The organism is Oxalicibacterium faecigallinarum, assembly GCF_014635705.1.
In the GTDB taxonomy this organism is placed as follows: Bacteria; Pseudomonadota; Gammaproteobacteria; order Burkholderiales; family Burkholderiaceae_D; genus Oxalicibacterium; species Oxalicibacterium faecigallinarum.
In genome coordinates this window covers 270,967-292,120 of the sequence record NZ_BMDI01000003.1, presented here as the reverse complement: position 1 = coordinate 292,120, position 21,154 = coordinate 270,967, and the positions used below count along the sequence as shown (strand labels likewise).

Annotated in this window: 19 protein-coding genes and 1 tRNA gene; 17 read left to right on the top strand and 3 right to left on the bottom strand. The window is 55.8% G+C overall.

The features are described 5' to 3' along the window. Window positions 1–181 precede the first annotated feature (181 nt). The gene (locus IEV29_RS14855; protein ID WP_188382108.1) at window positions 182–1,201 is read right to left on the bottom strand and encodes a DctP family TRAP transporter solute-binding subunit; all 1,020 of its coding nucleotides are present in this window, start codon (window positions 1,199–1,201) and stop codon (window positions 182–184) included. Between the two features lie 244 nt (window positions 1,202–1,445). Here IEV29_RS14855 and IEV29_RS14850 point away from each other — a divergent pair, with 244 nt between their 5' ends. From IEV29_RS14850 to IEV29_RS14830, 5 genes are all read left to right on the top strand, one after another. Next, a complete protein-coding gene (locus tag IEV29_RS14850; protein WP_373868147.1) occupies window positions 1,446–3,491 on the top strand; it encodes a PAS domain S-box protein in 2,046 nt (681 codons plus the stop codon). 112 nt (window positions 3,492–3,603) lie between these two features. Further along, complete coding sequence (locus IEV29_RS14845) at window positions 3,604–4,194, top strand: response regulator transcription factor (RefSeq protein WP_188382106.1); 591 nt, start codon at window positions 3,604–3,606, stop codon at window positions 4,192–4,194. A 148-nt stretch (window positions 4,195–4,342) separates the two neighbouring features. Further along, window positions 4,343–5,233, top strand: a complete 891-nt coding sequence (locus IEV29_RS14840) for an AEC family transporter (RefSeq protein WP_188382105.1) — start codon at window positions 4,343–4,345, stop codon at window positions 5,231–5,233. A 27-nt stretch (window positions 5,234–5,260) separates the two neighbouring features. Next, on the top strand, window positions 5,261–5,749 hold the full coding sequence (tsaE, locus tag IEV29_RS14835) for a tRNA (adenosine(37)-N6)-threonylcarbamoyltransferase complex ATPase subunit type 1 TsaE (protein ID WP_188382104.1): 489 nt from the start codon (window positions 5,261–5,263) through the stop codon (window positions 5,747–5,749). Beyond that, entirely contained in the window at window positions 5,713–7,041 is a 1,329-nt protein-coding gene (locus IEV29_RS14830) for an N-acetylmuramoyl-L-alanine amidase (RefSeq protein ID WP_188382103.1), read from the top strand. The genes tsaE and IEV29_RS14830 overlap by 37 nt, the downstream gene beginning before the upstream one ends. Window positions 7,042–7,066: 25 nt before the next feature. Here the strand turns inward: IEV29_RS14830 and IEV29_RS14825 are convergent, their stop codons facing one another. Next, on the bottom strand, window positions 7,067–7,726 hold the full coding sequence (locus IEV29_RS14825; protein WP_188382102.1) for a VTT domain-containing protein: 660 nt from the start codon (window positions 7,724–7,726) through the stop codon (window positions 7,067–7,069). 128 nt (window positions 7,727–7,854) lie between these two features. On the opposite strand from IEV29_RS14825, the gene mutL reads away from it, so the two are divergent. The 3 genes from mutL to IEV29_RS14810 all read left to right on the top strand — a co-directional run bounded on the left by mutL (window position 7,855) and on the right by IEV29_RS14810 (window position 10,825). Further along, a complete protein-coding gene (gene mutL, locus IEV29_RS14820; RefSeq protein ID WP_188382101.1) occupies window positions 7,855–9,696 on the top strand; it encodes a DNA mismatch repair endonuclease MutL in 1,842 nt (613 codons plus the stop codon). 16 nt (window positions 9,697–9,712) lie between these two features. Then, complete coding sequence (gene miaA, locus IEV29_RS14815) at window positions 9,713–10,672, top strand: tRNA (adenosine(37)-N6)-dimethylallyltransferase MiaA (protein ID WP_188382100.1); 960 nt, start codon at window positions 9,713–9,715, stop codon at window positions 10,670–10,672. A 76-nt stretch (window positions 10,673–10,748) separates the two neighbouring features. After that, window positions 10,749–10,825: transfer RNA gene (locus tag IEV29_RS14810), tRNA-Met, on the top strand. A 337-nt stretch (window positions 10,826–11,162) separates the two neighbouring features. Here IEV29_RS14810 and IEV29_RS14805 read toward each other — a convergent pair. Further along, entirely contained in the window at window positions 11,163–11,657 is a 495-nt protein-coding gene (locus tag IEV29_RS14805) for a Dps family protein (protein WP_188382099.1), read from the bottom strand. 227 nt (window positions 11,658–11,884) lie between these two features. On the opposite strand from IEV29_RS14805, the gene IEV29_RS14800 reads away from it, so the two are divergent. The 9 genes from IEV29_RS14800 (at window position 11,885) to glyS (ending at window position 21,142) form a co-directional block, all read left to right on the top strand. Further along, window positions 11,885–12,217, top strand: a complete 333-nt coding sequence (locus tag IEV29_RS14800) for a hypothetical protein (protein ID WP_229726428.1) — start codon at window positions 11,885–11,887, stop codon at window positions 12,215–12,217. A 96-nt stretch (window positions 12,218–12,313) separates the two neighbouring features. After that, a complete protein-coding gene (gene miaB, locus IEV29_RS14795; protein ID WP_188382098.1) occupies window positions 12,314–13,654 on the top strand; it encodes a tRNA (N6-isopentenyl adenosine(37)-C2)-methylthiotransferase MiaB in 1,341 nt (446 codons plus the stop codon). A gap of 19 nt (window positions 13,655–13,673) precedes the next feature. Then, window positions 13,674–14,798 (top strand): PhoH family protein, encoded by a 1,125-nt coding sequence (locus IEV29_RS14790; RefSeq protein ID WP_188382097.1) that lies wholly within the window; start codon window positions 13,674–13,676, stop codon window positions 14,796–14,798. Next, complete coding sequence (gene ybeY / locus IEV29_RS14785; protein WP_188382096.1) at window positions 14,782–15,237, top strand: rRNA maturation RNase YbeY; 456 nt, start codon at window positions 14,782–14,784, stop codon at window positions 15,235–15,237. Before IEV29_RS14790 ends, ybeY begins: the two co-directional genes overlap by 17 nt. A 13-nt stretch (window positions 15,238–15,250) precedes the next feature. After that, window positions 15,251–15,379 (top strand): hypothetical protein, encoded by a 129-nt coding sequence (locus IEV29_RS16305; RefSeq protein ID WP_268234313.1) that lies wholly within the window; start codon window positions 15,251–15,253, stop codon window positions 15,377–15,379. A 109-nt stretch (window positions 15,380–15,488) separates the two neighbouring features. Next, a complete protein-coding gene (locus IEV29_RS14780; protein ID WP_188382095.1) occupies window positions 15,489–16,376 on the top strand; it encodes a CorC family transporter in 888 nt (295 codons plus the stop codon). A gap of 84 nt (window positions 16,377–16,460) precedes the next feature. Beyond that, the gene (gene lnt / locus IEV29_RS14775) at window positions 16,461–17,981 is read left to right on the top strand and encodes an apolipoprotein N-acyltransferase (RefSeq protein ID WP_188382163.1); all 1,521 of its coding nucleotides are present in this window, start codon (window positions 16,461–16,463) and stop codon (window positions 17,979–17,981) included. A gap of 132 nt (window positions 17,982–18,113) precedes the next feature. Further along, entirely contained in the window at window positions 18,114–19,043 is a 930-nt protein-coding gene (glyQ, locus tag IEV29_RS14770) for a glycine--tRNA ligase subunit alpha (RefSeq protein ID WP_188382094.1), read from the top strand. Next, window positions 19,040–21,142: a glycine--tRNA ligase subunit beta gene (gene glyS, locus IEV29_RS14765; RefSeq protein ID WP_188382093.1), complete on the top strand. Its 2,103-nt coding sequence runs from the start codon at window positions 19,040–19,042 to the stop codon at window positions 21,140–21,142. Before glyQ ends, glyS begins: the two co-directional genes overlap by 4 nt. The last annotated feature ends 12 nt before the right edge of the window (window positions 21,143–21,154 follow it).

Sequence of the window (21,154 nt, the reverse complement as noted above, 5' to 3'; positions counted from 1 at the left end):
CGCATGCCTGTTGCGTCTGCGTCGAACATTTATTCAAACATTACGAAATGCGAACGTGTCGCGCGGCCGCGAAAAATGACATGCCAAAGGCAACTATTTGATCAGGTAGGAAAATGAAGGAGGCTGCTTGTATTCCCTTCCATCTGCGTCCTTCTATATAGAAGCAGAGTAAAGAGACAGCCTAAGGTACGACTGGACGCACGCGGCTGGTTTCGGTCATCACGGCAGAAACAATCGCTTTGCCGATGCGATTTTCCAGATCAGTGCGCACCGGCAGCAAGGCTTCGCGCCATGCACGCTCCTCGTTCTCACTCAAGGTGTGAAAATGCAGATGATTCTGTTTTTTCAAGGCAGCCAGTGCTTCGGCATTGGCTTGCTCGGCGAGGTCATTGCCGTATACCGTTGCCTCGCGCAAGGCGCGCTCAATGATGGTCCGCGATGTAGAAGGCAGACCTTCCCAGAATTTTTTGTTGACGACGACCGCGCTGCCCATGTAACCATGATTGGAAACCGTCAGGTTGGTCTGCACTTCATCCAGCTTGCGCGTGTAGATACTGAGCGGAATGCCTTCACCACCATCGATCAGCTTGGCTTTCATTGCCAGATGAATCTGTTTGGCATCAATGATTTGCGGCATGGCGCCTAACGCATCCATCTGCTTGTCCAGCACGCGCGATGGATAAATACGCATCTTCAGGCCGGCAAAGTCACGTGGCATCTGCACAGCACGATTAGCGGTCATGACCTTGAATCCGTTATCCCAATAGGCCAACCCGACCATGCCTTTGCTTTCCACTTTCTTCAGCAAGGCCTTGCCAATCGAGCCTTCAGTCACGCGCGCCACAGCCGCACGATCCTTGAACAGAAACGGCAGATCGAAGACTTCAAATTCGTGCAAGCCGAATTGCGACAGGCGTGACAAGGTCGGCGCCAGCATTTGAATCGCACCGAGCTGCAGGGCTTCCAGCTCGTCCGATTCCTTGTACAACAGATTGTTGGGATAAACGTCCACACGCATGCGTCTCTGGCTGGCATGCTCGACCAGTTCCTTGAAACGCAACGCGGCCTTGGCCTTGGGCGTGTCGCTTTCGGCAACCAGGCTGAACTTGATGACGGTAGTGGTTTGCGCAGAGACGATTGCACTGACCAGTGACAATAACAGGCCAAGCAAAAGCAGATGCAAGTTTCTTGCTTTTTTCATGCGCGATTCAGGAGTCTCGAATTATAGTTTTGTTGGTACTATGCGCAGTCGCCTGCACGGTCACAAGTGTGGATAACCGCAAACCTTCATGATGCTCTCAACCGGCGTATCGTGATGCCTGCATGAACCATACCGTGATGCACCTCGTCATGCAATGCCTGCATGCAATACGGCTCGCCACTGTGCACGATTCGCGCCGATGGTTTTCCCATCGTCTGCCCATTGCCTGCAATACATGTTCGATATGATGTCAAAACAGCTACGCTTCTCCAACTTCAGCCTTCCCAGCCGCAAACAGGCGTGGCGCTGGTTGTTGCCGCTTTTTCTGGGCCTGCTGTTCATCACCACCCTGATCTGGCTACCCATCCATGAAAAGGAACAGGAAACAGCAGAGCGTCAGGAGCAACTGGTCGCCGATTCCCTTTGGGTCGAACAAACCATCCGTTTTCAGTTGCAGCGTAACGAGGAAAGCCTGAGCCTGATGGCGGCCGAAGTCGCAGCAGGCTACCTGCGCGGGTCGCGCCTGCAGGACCGGATGGAAAATCTGATCCGCAACAATCACGAAATTCACCGCATCATCTATCTGGACGCCTACGGGAAACTGCTGACCTCCACAGACGAAACCATGATGTCGCTGGACGTACTGTCCACGCCATCCAGGGAAACCGATCAGCGTGCGCGCACAACCCGATCCGCGTTATACAGCCAGCCGGCGGCCGACAAGACGGGCCCCGTCATGCTCGATTATCACGTCCCGATTTTTGTCGAAGACCAGTATGCCGGCAGCATCATTGCCAGTTATCTCGCGTCCAGTATTCTGGATGACATGGTGCCGTGGTGGTTTGCGCAGGACAATGAGATCGCACTGACCGACATCAATGGCACCGTCATCCACAAACGCGCTTCCGGTGGTGCCGGACGCGGCATCTACACCCATCGCCGGGCCCTCAATCTGGCTGGCGTATCGCTGCAACTGGCAACCGACAGCATCAAGGGTGCTCCCAAACTGCTGCCGAGTCTGCTGGTTGACGCGATCATTCTGCTGTCGGTCGGCCTGATGTGGAGCCTGATTGCACTGTGGCGTGATATTGCCCGACGCAACGCGGCCGAATCGGCATTGCGCGAACAGGTCACCTTCCGGGTCGCGATGGAAAACTCCCTGATCACCGGCCTGCGGGCGCGCGATCTCGAAGGCCGGATCACGTATGTCAATCCGGCCTTCTGTGAGATGGTGGGCATGCCGGCAGAAGAAATTGTCGGCCGCAGCCCACCGATGCCCTACTGGGCACCGGAAGCCATGAACGAATATCAGCGTCGTTTTGCGCAGGTCGTCGCCGGCAACCTGCCGCCACAAGGCTTTGAAACCATCCTTCGCCATGCCGATGGCACACGCATTCCGGTACTGTTCTTCGAATCGCCCCTGGTCGATGACACCGGCAAGCAAACCGGATGGATGGGCTCGATTCTGGACATCTCGGACCGCAAACGCGTCGAAGACCTGAACCGTCAACAACAGGAAAAATTGCAAGCCAGTGCCCGTCTGGCGACCATGGGTGAGATTGCTTCCACACTTGCGCATGAACTGAATCAGCCCTTGGCAGCCATCTCAAGCTACACCACCGGCGCACTCAATATGCTGGATACCAAGCATCCGAAAAACCTGGATCTGGGCATGCTGCAGGAAGCTCTGGACAAGACCAACACCCAGGCCCAGCGGGCCGGCCAGATTATTCGAAGCGTGCACACCTTTGTCAAGAAGCGCGAGCCGACACGTGCACCGATCACCGTTGCGGAACTGATCGAAAGCGTGACACCACTGGTGGAATTGCAGGCGCAAAAGTATTTTGTCTCGATCGAAATCGATGTGCCGGAAGATCTGCCACCGGTCCTGGCGGACCGTGTCCTGCTGGAACAGGTGTTGCTGAACCTGACGCGTAACGCGATCGAATCCATGCAGTATGTCGCGCCGGCCAAACAGATCCTTCGCATCACGGCCGAACGCGATCAGGTGCGCACACACAATGTGGTGGTCTCGATCATCGATCATGGTCACGGAATTTCACCGGATGTGGCAGCACGCCTGTATTCGCCATTCTTCTCGACCAAGGCTGACGGCATGGGCATGGGACTATCCATTTGTCGCACCGCCATCGAGTTCCACGGCGGCTCGCTGACACATGAAGACAATCCGGGCGGCGGCACGATTTTCCGTTTTTCCTTGCCGGCATACGTACCAGCCGCACACAATCGCTGGATCGGATCAACGGTCAGAACGTCACAGACCGGCTAAAATAACGCTTCTATAACACGCTCTGCGTTTCCTTCGGGCACGATAACCGCGTTTTCGCTGCACGAAATACCGTGATCAAAGGTCCGGTATGGCTGACTGACAGGATTTTTACATGCTGCACATTATTGACGACGAAGAAGTAATCCGTGATTCGCTCATGTGGCTTGCCAAGTCACGTGGCATCACCGCCATTCCGCATGAAAGCGGCAAGGCTTTCCTCGCCATGCTGGACAACATGACACGTACCGGCATGCAAGGCCATGCACTGTTGCTCGATGTCCGCATGCCCGATCTGAGTGGCATCGCCCTGTTCGATCTGCTGGCGACACGCGGCCTGACACAAACCTTCCCTGTCATTTTCCTGACGGGCCACGGCGACGTGCCGATGGCAGTCGATGCGCTCAAACGCGGAGCCTTCGACTTCTTTGAAAAGCCGTTCAACGACAACAAGTTGATGGATCGTGTACAGGAAGCGTTGATTGCCTCGGAAGAAGCGATTGCCAGCGCCGCCATCCATACGCGTCTGGCTGCATTGTCGAGCCGCGAGCGTGAAGTGCTGGATCTGATCCTCGAAGGCAAGATGAACAAGGTCATCGCCGACAAGCTGGGCATCAGCATGCGCACAGTGGAAGTCCATCGTGCCCATATCTTCGACAAGATGAATGTCAAGACGGCGGTCGAACTGGCGCGTCTGCTCAAGTAAGTCGACACACGCTTCAAGTAAGTTAGCAGCAAGAGTTTACCGGCATCATACGGGCGACAGTATAAGAGGTACAGATTCAGGCCTTGCATCCGCTGCTGTTGTCCTTTTCCTTTTATTGACGACTTTTATTGGCTCGCGCTGATCTTCCATGCATATCGTCAACATCCTGCTGCCGGACTTCCTGCTGATTCTCTTCGGCGCGATACTGATTCGCGTCACCAAATGGGGCGCGCCTTTCTGGGAAGGCATGGAACGGATGATTTACTACATCCTGTTTCCTGCCCTGCTGTTTTATTCCACGGCACGTTCACCGATCGACTTTTCGAAAACCGGCACGTTTTTGCAGATTGCCATGGCGGCCTGCATCAGCGGCATTCTGCTTGGCTGGCTGGCGAAACCGTTATTCAAGGTCGGCCCAATGATTTTCGAATCGGGGGTCCAAACGGCGTTTCGTTTCAATTCTTATATCGCTCTGGCAATCGCCAGTCGTCTTGGTGGCGCTGAGGGTACCTCACTGATGGGTCTGATCATCGGCTTCGCCGTCCCCTTGTGCAATATGGGCGCGGTGCATGCGCTGGTCAAAGACAAGGGTGGCCTGCTGCTGGAATTGCTGAAGAACCCGCTGCTGATGGCCACCATGAGCGGCGTCCTGTTCAATATTGCGGGCTTTCAGTTACCGGAGCTGGCCTCCGCCTTCCTGTCCCGTCTGGGCAACGCATCGATCGCGCTTGGCCTGATCATGGTCGGAGCCGGGTTGCGCATGACCGGCCTGAACGAATCCAAAGGCATTACCGCATGGTTTCTCGCCGTCAAACTGATTGCTGTGCCCGCAATCACGTATGCACTGGGCATCTGGGCCAATCTGCCGCCGGCGCAACTGACGATGGTTGTCATGTTTGCCGCCTTGCCCACCGCTTCAAGCTGCTATGTGCTGGCCGTTCGTATGGGCGGCAACGGCCCCTTCACTGCCTTCCTCATTTCTGCAGGCACGCTGCTATCGATGGGAACCTTGCCTGTGTGGCTGGCGCTGTTACAGTAACGGCTGTTCCCGCATTAAGCTCATCCCATGCCCGACCATATCACCGCGCACCTGCACGAAGAAGCCGCCACGCTGGCGCTGGGTACGGCTCTTGCCCACGCCATCACGCCCGGCATGACGCTGTATCTGCATGGCGATCTGGGCGCCGGCAAAACGGCATTGACGCGCGCGATGCTACACGCACTGGGATATGACGGACGCGTAAAAAGTCCAACCTACACACTGGCAGAACCCTATACGATCGAGACGGCAAGCGGCTCGTTGCAGGTGGTGCATTTCGATTTGTATCGCATGAGCGGTCCCGAAGAATTTCTCGATGCAGGTTTTCGGGAACATTTCAACGCTGAAACCGTCTGCATCATCGAGTGGCCGGAAAAGGCCGATGGCGTTTTGCCCAATCCCGATCTGCGGATTTCCCTCTCTGTAGCCGGGCAGGGGCGTGATGTAGAATTGTTGGCGTTGTCCGATCAAGGTAATGCATGTCTGAACCGACTGAAATTCGCACCCAATCTGTAATTGCCAAAAGACGCCGCACGGTTCTCAAGGCCGGGGGCACGCTTCTCATCTCGCTTCTGACGCCACTGACCGCTCGGGCCGCACAGATTCTCGCTGTGCGCATGTGGCCTGCCGAAGACTACACACGCATCACGCTGGAAAACGACAGCGACCTCAAGACCCAGCATTTCACGCTCAAGAATCCGGAGCGGCTGGTCATCGATATTGAAGGCATCGACCTCAGCCCGACACTCAAGAGTCTGGTGGCCAAGGTTCAGCCCAACGATCCTTACGTCAGCCAGATTCGCGTGGGACAAAACAAGCCGCATGTTGTGCGCCTTGTGTTCGATCTCAAGGAAGAAGTCAATCCGCAGGTGTTTACGTTGGCACCGATCGCCGAGTACCAGCATCGCCTTGTCTTCGACTTGTATCCGGTCAATCCGCCTGATCCGATTGCCGCCCTGATCCGCGAAGGCAAATGGTCACTCGACGATCCGGTAGATAGCGGATTGTCGTCACCGACTCCGCCACTGGCAGAAAACACGCCGCCTTTTGCCGAACCCAAACCCGGTCCAAAGCCGAACACAGCGCCACAGGTCACGCGCATGCTGACGATTGCGCTCGATCCGGGTCATGGTGGCGAAGATCCGGGGGCGATCGGGCGTCGCGGCAGTTATGAAAAGAATATCGTTCTGTCTATTGCCAAGCGACTCAAGGCCAAGCTGGAACGTGAGCCGAATATGCGCGTGATGCTCACGCGTGACGGCGACTACTTTGTCCCGCTCGGCACGCGCGTCCAGAAAGCACGCCGAGTGAATGCCGACCTGTTTGTGTCGATCCACGCCGATGCCTTCGTCAAGCCGACTGCCAATGGCTCTTCCGTTTTTGCACTATCGGAAAAAGGTGCCAGTTCGACCGCGGCGCGCTGGCTGGCCAACAAGGAAAATGCGGCCGATCTGATCGGTGGCGCCAATCTGAAAAACGGCGCCGACAAACAATTGGCGAGCGTCCTGTTTGATCTGTCTACCACGGCACAGATCAACGACAGTCTCAAGCTCGGCAAGGCCGTGTTACAGGAAATTGGCGGCATCAATCGCCTGCACAAGAATGCGGTCGAGCAGGCAGGTTTTGCCGTGCTCAAGGCACCGGACATTCCAAGCATCCTGATCGAGACCGCGTTCATCTCCAATCCGGAAGAAGAAGCCAAACTCAATGACAATGCCTATCAGGACAAGATGGCAGAAGCGATCGCGCAAGGCATCAAGCGCTACTTCGCAAAAAACCCGCCGCTGGCCAAAGGCCGCATGATGTAAGACTGTGCAAACCTTGCGCAGTCTTTTAGGAGGGTTGCGAAGGCTTGCCAGACACGCGCTTGCACAGCTTCCACAACACGCCAAACAGAACCGGCACCGTTGCGGCAGCCACCCCAGTCAGGACGATGGTGCTGAGATGATCGCGAATGATCGGAATATTGCCGAACAAGTAGCCGGCCGTCACCAAACCCACGATCCAGAGAAACGCGCCGGCACAGTTAAATAACTGAAACTTGGCAAACGTCATTTTCGACACGCCCGCAACGAATGGCGCAAAGGTACGCACGATGGGCAGAAAGCGCGCCATCACCAGAAATTTCCCGCCATGATTTTCATAGAACGCATGCGTGCGCTGCAAGGCAGCCCGATCCAGCCAGCGATAGTCATGCGTATAGACCTTATCGCCGATTCGGGCACCGATCAGATAATTGACCGTATTGCCAAGAATTGCCGCCGCGCTCAGCAAAAACAGCAGCAAGCCGATATGCATGGCACCGGATGCACAAAAGGCACCGGCGATGAACAGCAAGGTATCGCCCGGCAGAAAAGGAAAAATAACCAGACCCGTTTCGCTGAAAATGATGGCAAACAACACCAGATAAATCAAAGGGCCGTACTGTGTGATGAACACACCGAGATACTTGTCGACATGCAAGATCATGTCGAAGAACTGCATGAAATCCATAATTCTCCTTGATTGCCCGCTCATGATACCTGAGCAGACCGTTTGCGATGGAATGCCCATGATTTTGCAATCCGCTGCCCTGCGCCAGGCAAGGCAATCCACCGGCATGCAACCGCTATAATGCCGGGATGCACGCAACCCAGCCTTCCTTCCGTCCGATCCAGCCGCTTTCCGATCAGCTCATTTCGCAAATTGCCGCAGGCGAAGTCGTCGAACGACCTTCCGCTGTCGTCAAGGAGTTGCTGGAAAACGCGCTCGATGCCGGGGCAACACAGATCACCGTCCGTCTTGAGCAAGGCGGCGTCAAACGCATTGCGATTACCGACAATGGACGCGGCATCACGCCGGATCAGATGCCACTGGCGCTGGCACGGCACGCGACCTCCAAGATTGCTTCGCTGACCGAACTGGAAAACGTGGCCACTCTCGGCTTTCGCGGCGAGGCACTCGCCTCCATCGCTTCAGTCGCACAACTGACACTGACCTCGCGTACCGCCGATGCCGAACATGCATGGGAAATCGTCGGCAACCATCAGTCGCAAGTCGTACCATCCGCCGGTGCCGTCGGCACCACGATCGATGTGCAGGACCTTTACTTCAACACGCCGGCACGTCGCAAGTTTCTGAAAACAGAACAAACCGAATTCGGTCATTGCGCCGAAGTCGTCCGTCGCATTGCGCTTTCTCGTCCCGACGTTGCATTCTCCCTTACGCATAACGGCAAAACCGTCGACCACTGGACCGTCAACGACATCGCCAAGCGCAGCGCCCAAGTGCTGGGCAATGAATTTTCCGGCGCGCGTCTGCCAATTGACGAGCAGGCAGGCCCGTTGCATCTGCATGGCTTTATCGGTTTGCCGACCGCCTCCAAGGCACGCGCCGATGCACAGTACTTTTATGTCAATGGCCGCTTCGTGCGCGACAAGTTGCTCACGCATGCAGTGCGCTCTGCCTATCAGGATGTGCTGCATGGTGATCGCTATCCGTCTTATGTGATCAGTCTCGATCTTGATCCCTCGCTGGTGGATGTCAATGTGCATCCGTCCAAGATCGAAGTGCGTTTCCGCGACAGTCGCGCCGTCCATCAGTTTGTCTTTCATGCCGTCCAGCGTGCGCTTGCGCAGACTTCTGCGACTGCGCATGGCGCAGCGCCGGCACCAACACCCGCACCATCATCTGTGCTGCCATGGCTGCGCGAGCAACAGCAAACCTCGTTTGGCATGCAGTTCAACTCGGGCAGCAGCAATCAGGGCGTTGCACAGAGCACGGAAAACTACGGCAACTTTTTTGCCGCTGCCACGGCATCCCCTGCAACGCCGTCCTATACGAACAGCGGCCTTGCCTCTGCCGCAGCAGCACCGCCGCAATCCATGCCAGAGGACGAGGAATATCCGCTCGGCTTTGCGATCGCCCAGTTACACGGCATCTTTGTTCTGGCACAGAACCGCAAGGGACTGGCACTGATCGACATGCATGCAGCGCATGAGCGCATCTTGTATGAGCAATTGAAGAACGCGCTGGACAGTGATGCCATGCAGGTGCAACCACTGCTGATTCCCGTCACGTTTTACGCCGATGAAGTCGATGTCGGCACGGCGAGCGAAAATCAGGAGATCCTGCGCTCGCTCGGGTTCGACATCACCGCCCTGTCGCCCACCACACTGGCCGTGCGTGCAGTGCCTGTTTTATTGAAGAACGCCGACGCACAATCGCTGGCACGCGACGTGTTGCGCGATGTACGCGAATTCGGCGGCTCGCGCGTCCTGCTTGAAAGACGCAATGAAATGCTGGGCACATTGGCCTGCCATACAGCAGTCCGCGCCAATCGCATCCTGACCATTCCGGAAATGAACGCCTTGTTGCGCCAGATGGAAGCCACCGAGCGCTCCGATCAGTGCAACCACGGCAGACCGACGTGGGTTCAGCTCAGCCTTTCCGATCTGGATAAATTGTTCCAGCGCGGTCAATGATGGCATCGCATTGCGTATGAACACCGCCGTCCGCAAACCACTGGCTGTCGCGATCATGGGACCAACCGCGTCCGGCAAGACTGCCGCTGCGCTCGACATTGCCGCGCACATTCCATCAGAAATCATCTCGGTGGATTCCGCCCTCGTCTATCGCGGCATGGATATCGGCACCGCCAAACCTACCAAGGAAGAACAGGCACAGGTGCCCCATCATCTGATCGACATTCTCGATCCGCTGGATGCCTATTCGGTCATGCAATTTCGTCAGGATGCGATTCGCCTCGTCGCCGAGATTCAGACGCGCGGCAAGTTGCCCTTGCTGGTCGGCGGCACCATGCTGTACTTCAAGGGTTTGCGGGATGGACTCGATGACTTACCGCAGGCAGATGCCGCTACCCGCGCGGCACTCGATCAAGATGAAGCAGCATTGGGCACGCCGGCGCTGCATGCACGTCTGGCCACGATTGATCCGGAAACCGCAGCACGCCTCAAACCCAATGACTCACAACGAATTCAGCGGGCACTGGAAATTTATCTGCTGACGGGTCAGCCAATGTCGTCCCTGCTGGCACGTGCACCGAAGGTGGCATTGCCTTTTGATTTGCTGCCCATCGCCTTGGAACCTTCCGATCGCGGCGTCTTGCATCGTCGCATCGCCCAGCGTTTTGATGCCATGTTACGTGATGGCGGGCTGATCGACGAGGTTGAGATGCTGCGCCGTCGTGGCGATTTACATCCTGGCTTGCCATCAATCCGCTGCGTCGGCTATCGGCAGACATGGGAATATCTAGATGGTCTGTACGACGTGGCCGAACTTCGCGAAAAAGGCATCGTCGCCACGCGCCAGCTCGCCAAACGGCAGATCACCTGGCTACGCTCCATGCCTGACCGGCAGATCATCGACTGCCTAAGACCTGATGCCCCACAAGCCGTGCGGCAACTGATCCAGACACGCCTGCCTGACGCGACATCGTGACGTCCTCTTGCACGGACGACAACAAAATACACATATTGACAGCCTTACCGAAAGCCGACATAATCTCTGGCTATCTGGTGATATAGCTCAGTTGGTTAGAGCACAGCACTCATAATGCTGGGGTCGGTGGTTCAAGTCCACCTATCACCACCAAGAATGTGTTCTCCGGAACAACCTGAAACCCGCCCTGCTTCTGCAAGGCGGGTTTTTTGTTTTTCAGTCCGGGCGCCTATTGCCGCACGTGATATTCATACATAGGGCATAGGCAAAAAAAGACCCTCACGTTTCGGTGAGGGCCAAACCACGAAAATCAAGGAATGACAGAGGGCAAAGTCACTATAACGCTGCCTTCAGTTCCCGACTACGAAGTAATTCGTGATTGCAAATGCAGTTCCTGCATAAGGTCTGGCCCATGAAAAAAGCCCGCACCGGATAAACGGTGCGGGCTTGATAGAAGCAAAAAATCAGAGCGGGATACGCCCTGCGCTCCTTATTCTTCCAGCAGGCTGCGCAGCATCCATGCGGTTTTTTCATGGATTTCCAGACGACGCGTCAGCAAATCGGCGGTCGGCTGGTCGTTTGCTTTATCAACCAGCGGGAAAATGTTACGACCGGTACGCGCCGTCGCCTCATGGGCAGCAACCAGATGCGCCACCATGTCCAGCGCTTTTGGCACGCCGGCAACTTCCTTTACGGTCGCCAGTTTGGCAAATTGTGCGTAAGTCCCCGGCGCCGGATAACCGAGTGCACGGATACGTTCGGCGATTTCGTCCAGCGCCGCCCATTGTTCGGTGTACTGGGTCATGAACATGGCGTGCAGGCTGGTAAACATCGGACCGGTCACATTCCAGTGGAAGTTATGGGTCATCAGGTACAGCGTGTAGCTGTCAGCCAGAAAGCCGGAGAGTCCTTCCGCAATTTTTGCGCGGTCTTTTTCAGAAATGCCGATATCGATCTTGGTTGGGTTGGTTTTCTTGGTTGCCATTTGTGATCCTTAGCAGGTTGAGAATAGATTATTGCGTTAGCTTGCCACAGTTGTAACAAATGCGCACAACGCTGTCTGTGAACAAGCACGCATAGGCGGCGTGATATCATTTCGCGTGTTCGTGCCTTGATCACTTTGTGCGGTTTTGCCGCTTTTTCAAGTCTTTTTAGCACCGCTCAGCTGCCTGCGCACGCCTTCCTCGTCTTTCCGCCCGAACGGATATCAACATGTCGATGCGTCATATTGTGATCAGTTGTGCACTGGCCGCAGCCATGCTGCCCGCACATGCTTTTGAACGGCCATTTCCGCCGATCACCAAGCGGGGCGAGATCATGATCGGCAAGCATCCACAGGTTGTCCTCGATGGCAAGGATCGTACACTGTCGCCGGGTGCCTGGATTCGCAACAAACAGAATCTGATCGAAATGCCGGTTGCGCTGTACGGCCGCAAGTTCACCGTGAATTACACAGAGAACATGGAAGGTAACATTGATCGCGTCTGGATTTTGAGCGACGAAGAGATCAAGAAACCCTTACCTAAAAGGGATGCGGCCAAATAACGGTTGTAGCGACCTCTCCGTTTCGGCGCATTCGATTTATTGCACTACATTGCACGTTACTCGCGCCTTCATTCGAATTTATTAGTCAGTCATTACATGCAGAAAAAGATATACATCAAGACCTTCGGTTGCCAGATGAACGAGTACGACTCGGACAAGATGGTCGACGTGCTGGGCGCGTCCGATGGTCTGATCAAGACGGATCGTCCGGAAGATGCGGACGTGATTTTGCTGAACACGTGCTCCGTACGCGAAAAGGCACAGGAGAAGGTTTTTTCCGATCTCGGCCGCTTGCGTGAACTCAAGCGTACCAATCCCGATCTGTTGATTGGCGTCGGCGGTTGCGTGGCCTCTCAGGAAGGGGATGCCATCGTCAAACGAGCACCGTATGTCGATCTGGTGTTCGGACCGCAGACTTTGCATCGCCTGCCGGATATGCTCAAGCAACGCCGCTCCACCGGCCGTTCGCAGGTCGATATCAGCTTTCCGGAAATCGAGAAATTCGATCACATGCCGCCCGCCAAGGTGGAAGGCGCGACCGCATTCGTCTCCATCATGGAAGGCTGCAGCAAGTATTGCAGCTACTGTGTCGTACCTTACACACGCGGCGAAGAAGTCTCGCGTCGCTTTGAAGACGTGCTGGCCGAAGTTGCCGGACTCGAAGCACAAGGCGTAAAGGAAATCACGCTGCTGGGTCAGAACGTCAATGCCTATCGCGGCAAGATGGAAGACGGCGAAATTGCCGACTTCGCCTTGCTGATTGAATACATCGCGGAGCTGCCCGGCATCGAACGCATCCGTTTCGTCACCAGCCATCCGAAGGAATTCACGCAACGCCTGATCGATACGTATGCCAAAGTGCCAAAGCTGGTCGATCATCTGTATCTGCCAGCCCAACACGGCTCGGATCGCATTCTTGCGGCGATGAAGCGTGGCTATACCTCGCTCGAATACAAATCCGTACTGCGCAAGTTGCGCGCGATCCGGCCGAACATCTCGATCTCATCCGATTTCATTGTCGGCTTCCCGGGTGAAACCGATGAAGACTTTGAAGCAATGATGAAGCTGATTACCGACATCGGCTACGACAACAGCTTCAGTTTCATCTTCAGCCCGCGTCCCGGCACGCCAGCGGCGAATCTGGAAGACGATACGCCACACGAAGTCAAACTCAAGCGTCTCCAGCGCCTGCAAGCGACCATCGATGCCAACACCCGTCGCTATAGCGATGAAATGGTGGGCACGATTCAGCGCGTGCTGGTTGAAAGCGCCGCCAAGAAAGAAGAAGGCGATCTGCAAGGCCGCACCGAGAACAATCGTGTCGTCAATTTCGCAGGTGGCCCGCATGGCGACCGACTGATCGGGCAAATGGTCGATCTCAACATCACGCAGTCGCATGGTTACACGCTACGCGGTGAGATCGTCGTCAAACAGTAAGTCTTTACCCACAAACACATTGAAAACAAAAACCGCCGTCCTGCCATCCTATTTCATCCCCGAGCCACTCGACAACAAACGGCTCGCGCATCTGTGCGGCCCGATGGACGAGAACCTGCGCCAGATTTCTGCCGCGCTGGATGTTACCGTCTTCCGCCGTGGTGAAAAATTCATCGTCAGTGGCAGCAACGCCGAACGCGCTGTCGCGATTCTCGAACAGTTCTACGCTCAAGCCGACCGCATCATTCCGCTTGAAGAAGTGCAGCTTGCACTGGTAGAACAGCGTGCCGAACTGGCAGAACCGGACCTGATCGTTGCGCCGCAATCCAAAGGCAGCAACAAAAAGAAAGCGGTCGAATCGGTCGTCGACGCACCCATCGTGCTCAAGACACGCAAGCACGATCTGCGTGGCCGTACACCGCATCAGATCCAGTATCTGAAAGCGATCACCGAACACGACATCACGTTTGGCGTCGGCCCGGCTGGTACGGGCAAGACCTATCTGGCTGTTGCCTGCGCCGTCGATGCGCTGGAGCGTGACGCGGTCAAACGCATCATCCTGACTCGTCCAGCGGTGGAAGCTGGCGAACGCCTCGGCTTTCTGCCCGGCGATCTGGCTCAGAAGATTGATCCCTATCTGCGCCCGCTGTACGACGCGTTGTACGATCTGCTGGGTTTCGACCGCACGCAAAAGATGTTCGAGAAGAACGCGATCGAAATCGCACCTCTGGCTTACATGCGCGGACGCACACTCAATCATGCTTTCGTGATTCTGGATGAAGCGCAAAACACCACGCCGGAGCAGATGAAGATGTTCCTGACCCGTATCGGTTTTGGCAGCAAGGCAGTGATCACGGGCGACATCACACAGATCGATCTGCAGCAACATCAAAAGAGCGGACTGGTGGAAGCCATTGACGTCTTGAGCGATGTACGCGGCTTGGCCTTTACACGCTTCTCGAGCGCGGACGTTGTCCGTCATCCGCTGGTTGCACGGATTGTCGATGCCTACGATCAAGCCAAGACACCTGCAACCAAAGTAGCGTCCAAGACTGCGACAAAGGCGACGACAAAACCTGCAGCCAAGGCTGCCGCAAAATCTGCCCCAAAGCGCACTGTGAGCAAACATGCAACAGACAAATAAACTCACACTGTCGGTTCAATACGCCGATGCCAGTTTGCAAGAAACTTTGACACGCCCTTTGCTACGGCGCTGGGCCAAGGCTGCCTTGTTTGCACCAGCACAAATTACCTTGCGATTTGTTGATGCAGAGGAAGGACGTGCGTTGAATCAGGCCTATCGCGGCAAGGATTACGCGACCAATGTCCTGACTTTTGCCTATACGGAAGATGAAGAAGACGATACGCAGGCAGACATTATCTTTTGCTCGGAAGTATTGGTGCGCGAAGCCAGTGAACAGAAAAAAACTTTGCTCGCGCATGCCGCACACCTTGTAATTCATGGCATGCTTCATGCTCAAGGTTATGACCACGAATCGGATGATGAAGCCGATGAGATGGAAGCCTTGGAAGTAGAAATTTTGGCAACACTAGGTTTCCCCAATCCGTATCAAACTCTTTGATGCCGAGGTCACCATGAACGCCTTGCTCTACGCATTGTGTGTTTTTGCACTTCCCCTGTGGGTTTTCTGGGGATTGCATATCGTGCTGGAATTCCGTGCCTATTTTCGCGGCCAGCCGCTCGAAAAAGAAGACGACGCATAAAGCCATCTTGTCAGGCTGCAAACAACGACTCGGCGCTTTTTGAGACCTCGGGTCGTTTTGTTGTATCCTGACTGTCCTTGAACTACCTTCCGCACCGGCATTTCGCCTTATGCAAGACAACTCACCTTCTGACAGACCCAGCGACGCCAAACCGCATCGCTCGTTATTTGAACGTCTGACGGCGCTGATGGCGCCAGAACCCGAAAGTCGTACCGAACTCCTCGCCATCCTGCAGGATGCCCATGAACGCAACCTGATCGACGCCGATGCGATGTCGATGATCGAAGGCGTATTCCAGGTTTCCGAACTGTCTGCGCGCGACATCATGGTCACGCGTGCGCAAATGGATGTGATCGACATCAGCAAACCCATCGAAGAATGGCTGCCGATGGTGCTGGAAACAGCCCATTCGCGCTTCCCTGCCGTCGATGGCGAACGCGATAACGTGGTCGGCATTCTGATGGCCAAGGATCTGCTGCGCTACTACGCAGAAGAATCCTTCGATGTGCGCCAGAAACTGCGCAAGGCGGTCTTTATTCCCGAGTCCAAGCGGCTGAATGTGCTGCTGACCGACTTTCGTTCCAAGCACAATCACATGGCGATCGTGGTCGATGAGTACGGTGGTGTAGCCGGACTGATCACGATTGAAGACGTGCTGGAACAGATCGTCGGCGACATCGAGGATGAATACGATTTCGACGAGGAAGAAGACAATATCCTCGCGATTGCGGCCGGCAAGGAAGGCCCGCGCTGGCGCGTCAAGGCACAGACCGAAATTGCCCAGTTCAACGAGGAGCTGGGAACCACACTGGTCAATCCGAACGTCGAAACCATTGGCGGTTTCATCACCGATCATCTGGCACGCGTGCCGCACAAGGATGAGGAAGTCGAAATCGAGCACCTGCGTTTTCGCATCGTTCGCGCCGATGCGCGTCACATCCACATGCTGCTGGTTGAGAAGCTGCCCGTTCCGGATGAAGAAATTGCTGAAAACTGAAGGTCCGGTTGAAGCCGGCCTTTCGCCGGCGTCAGCACCGTCACATCACCACTTCGCGATTTGATCAAACACCACCTGACCAACATGCCGCCCTTGACCGCGATCTTGCTGGCATTGATCGCTGGCATGAGCAACGTGTTTGCGTTTGCACCATTCGGCTGGTGGCCCTTGCAGATCGCCACGCTGGCGCTTCTGTTTTATCTGCTGACGCAGCACACCACATTCAAACAGTCATGTCTGACCGGATGGGCATTCGGCACCGGATGGCTGGTAAGCGGCGTGTACTGGCTTTATATCAGCATGCACGTGTATGGCGGCATGCCGTCTGCCATGGCGGCACTCGCGGTATTTCTGCTGGCCGCCTTTCTCGGACTGCTGGTTGCCGGTGCCGCAGGCCTAGCCAGCTGGATACGCACACGCTGGCAACTGTCGCTGCCACTGTATCTTTTACTGGTCTTGCCAGCCGTCTGGGTTTTGGCAGAGTGGACGCGCGGCTGGATCTTTACCGGCTTTCCATGGGTCGCTTCCGGGTATGCCCACACCGCCAGCCCGCTGGCCGGCTTTGCGCCGGTGATCGGCGTGTACGGCATCGGCTGGCTGGCGGCGTTGGTTGCTGCCTCCCTAGTGCTGCTTCCCCGCTGCAAAAAAATCATGGCATTGCCTGTGCTGCTCCTGATCGCCGGCTTGGGCCTGCAGTACATCGACTGGACTCAGCCACATGGGACTCCCATCTCGGTGCGCCTGCTGCAAGGTAATGTCCCGCAGGAAATCAAGTTTGATGCACATCAGGCCAACCTGACCTTGCGCCAGTACGAAGACATGATCCGTGCCATGCCGGCCGATCTGATCGCCACACCGGAAACCGCACTACCGTTATTGCTCCATCAATTGCCGGCCGATTATCTGCCACGTCTTGCCAGCTACGCGACTGCATCGAATAGCCATCTCGCCATCGGCGTACCAGTCAGCGATGATCCCGTGTCATATGCAAACAGCGTGATCGGAATCAGCCCGACGTCGACCGATACTACGCCCTCGCTGTACCGCTACGACAAGCATCATCTGGTGCCATTTGGCGAATTCATTCCATTCGGTTTCCGCTGGTTCGTAAACATGATGCACATCCCGCTTGGCGACTTCACGCGCGGCAGCAAGACACCGTTGCCGTTCGCGGTGAAAGACCAATGGGTTTTGCCCAACATTTGCTATGAAGATTTGTTTGGCGAGGAAATAGCCGATCAGTTGCGTGCCAGCCGCTCAAATGGCACACCTGAGGCCAGCATGCTGCTGAATCTCTCCAACATCGCCTGGTTTGGTGATTCCGTCGCCTTGCCGCAGCATCTACAGATTTCACAGATGCGCGCACTGGAAACCGGGCGCCCCATGCTGCGCGCCACCAATACCGGCGCCACCGCCATCATCGGTCCCAAAGGCAGTATCACTGCCGAGCTTGCCCCCTTCACGCTGGGTGTATTGACCGCTTCAGTCCAGGGCTATCGTGGCGCAACGCCCTACATTATTCTTGGTAATAGCCTGATTGTCGGGATTGCAGCGCTGCTCTTGCTGGGCGCGATACTCCTTGGTCGCCGGCGCCGACATTCCTGATCATTTCGTCAAGGGTGGGAAGACGTCAAAACTGCGCCTCCGCTTACTAGAGCTGCCTAAAACCCGTTAAAATCTAGGGTTTCGGCAACCCTGCCCGCTCGCCTTGTCACGGCGACAGCCAAAGTAACCAAGATGCTCACATTTCAACAAATCATTCTCAAGCTGCAGTCCTATTGGGATGCACAAGGCTGCGCCCTGCTGCAGCCCTACGATATGGAAGTCGGTGCTGGCACCTCTCATACCGCGACCTTCCTGCGCGCCATCGGACCTGAGCCGTGGAAAGCCGCCTATGTGCAGCCATCACGCCGCCCCAAAGATGGCCGCTATGGCGAGAACCCGAATCGTCTGCAGCACTATTACCAGTTTCAGGTGGTCCTGAAACCGGCACCAGCCAATATTCTTGAGCTGTACCTTGGGTCGCTGGAGGCACTCGGTTTCGATCTGCGCCAGAACGACATTCGCTTTGTTGAAGATGACTGGGAAAATCCAACGCTCGGCGCGTGGGGACTTGGCTGGGAAGTCTGGCTCAACGGCATGGAAGTCACGCAGTTCACCTACTTCCAGCAAGTCGGCGGTATCAACTGCAAGCCGATCACCGGCGAAATTACCTACGGCCTTGAACGCCTCGCGATGTATCTGCAAGGCGTCGACAATGTCTACGATCTGGTCTGGACTGAAAACAATGGCAAGAAGATCAGCTACGGCGATGTCTACAAACAGAATGAAGTCGAGCAATCGACCTACAACTTCGAACACAGCGATGTCGATTTCCTGTTCACCGCATTCGGCGCACACGAAAAGCAGGCGCTCAATCTGATGGACAACAAACTCGCCTTGCCGGCTTACGAACAAGTGTTGAAAGCGGCTCACACCTTCAACCTGCTGGATGCGCGTGGCGCGATCTCGGTCACGGAGCGCGCTGCCTACATTGGCCGCATTCGCAACCTTGCGCGCAGTGTGGCGCGCAGCTACCTCGACAGCCGTGCACGTCTCGGCTTCCCGATGGCCAACCCTGAACATGCCGCCGAAGTGCTGGCCCAGATCGAGAAGGAAGCGGCATGAGCAACAAGAATCTCCTGATCGAACTGTTCGTCGAAGAACTGCCACCAAAGGCACTGAAGAAAATCGGTGATGCCTTTGCTCAAGGATTGCTGGCATCCCTCAAGGCACAAGCCCTGCTCGGTGCAAACAGTACATTGACCGCATTCGCCTCGCCGCGTCGTCTTGGCATTCATCTCACTGATGTCAGTGAACAGGCTGACGACAAACAGATTGCACAAAAACTGATGCCGGTTACCGTTGGCCTGACTGCAGACGGCAACGCCACACCTGCACTGTTGAAAAAACTGGCTGCCTTGGGCGCGGATGCATCTGCCGTCGCATCGCTCAAACGCGAGTCGGATGGCAAAGCCGAAGTATTGTTTTTCAATAGCGTGGTGACGGGCGCAACCATTGCAGAAGGTGTGCAAAAGGCTCTTGAAGAAACGTTGGCAAAACTGCCAATCCCGAAAGTCATGACCTATCAGTTGGCCAATGGCTGGGAGTCGGTCAACTTCGTCCGTCCTGCACATGGCTTGATCGTCTTGCATGGCGCAGATGTGCTGAATGTTTCTGCACTCGGCCTGAAATCAGGCAGCACGACGCACGGCCACCGCTTTGAAGCGGGAATCGATCCGCTCTACATTCGTAATGCCGACAGCTACGAAAAACAATTGTCGAACGAAGGCGCAGTCATTCCCTCATTCGAAGCACGCCGTGCCGAAATCGCTCGTCAGTTGAAAGAAGCTGCAGCAAAGGCTGGCGACAATCTGCAACCGATTGAAGACGATGCATTGCTGGATGAAGTCACCGGTCTGGTGGAACGTCCAAACGTGTTGATCGGCCAGTTTGAAGAAGCCTTCCTTGACGTACCGCAGGAATGTCTGATTCTGACCATGAAGGCCAATCAGAAGTACTTCCCTTTGCTTGATGCACAAGGCAATCTGAGCAACAAGTTCCTGATCGTTTCCAATATCCGCCCAGCCGATGCCAGCTTGGTCATCGGCGGCAATGAACGGGTCGTGCGTCCTCGTCTTGCCGATGCCAAGTTCTTCTTCGATCAGGATCGCAAGAAGTCGCTGGAATCGCGGCTGTCCGGTCTCGACAAGGTCGTCTATCACAACAAGCTCGGCACGCAAGGCGAACGCGTACAACGCGTACAAAAAATCGCCGCTGCCATCGCCACAAAGCTTGGCGTGGACACACAGCAGGTCGATACTGCTGTCCGTCTTGCCAAGACCGATCTGCTGACCGATATGGTTGGCGAGTTCCCGGAACTGCAAGGCATCATGGGGCGTTACTACGCGCAACATGACGGCCTGCCGGCAGTCGTTGCCGATGCCATCGAGGATCATTACAAGCCACGTTTTGCAGGCGATGTCTTGCCACGCAATCCGGTCGGCACCGTTGCCGCGCTGGCAGACAAGCTGGAAACGCTGGTCGGTCTGTTCAGCATCGGACAGGTACCGTCAGGTGACAAGGATCCGTTTGCGTTGCGTCGTCATGCACTCGGCATCATCCGTATGCTGACCGAAGGCAGACTCGACATCGGCATTGATGAATTGATCGATGCTGCTGCAGCGCCATTCAATGGTTTGAGCCCCGAGCATCGCGCAGCCTTGTTGAGTTTCTTCTTTGATCGTCTGGCGAATGCCTTGCGCGATCAAGGTTACAGTGCGCAGGAAATCGATGCTGTGTTGGCATTGCAACCGCAACGTCTGGCGGATGTCACCAGTCGCCTCGCTGCCGTACGTGCCTTTGCTGCGCTGCCTGAAGCAGCCAGTCTTGCCGCCGCCAACAAACGCGTCAGCAATATCCTGAAGAAAATTGAAGGCGAGGTTGCGGCCAAAGTCGATCCGTCGCTGCTGAAGGAAGATGCAGAAATCGCACTCAACAGCACGCTGACCAGCGTCAAGCCAGCTGCCGATGCTGCTTTTGCGCGTGGCGACTACACAGCGTCGCTGCAAGCGCTGGCTGCATTGAAGACGCCGGTTGATGCTTTCTTTGATGGCGTGATGGTCAATGCAGACGATGTCGCTCTCCGCACAAATCGGCAGGGCTTGCTCGCAACGCTGCATGCCGCAATGAACCAGGTTGCGGACATTTCGCGTCTGGCGTCCTGATCCAGATCATTC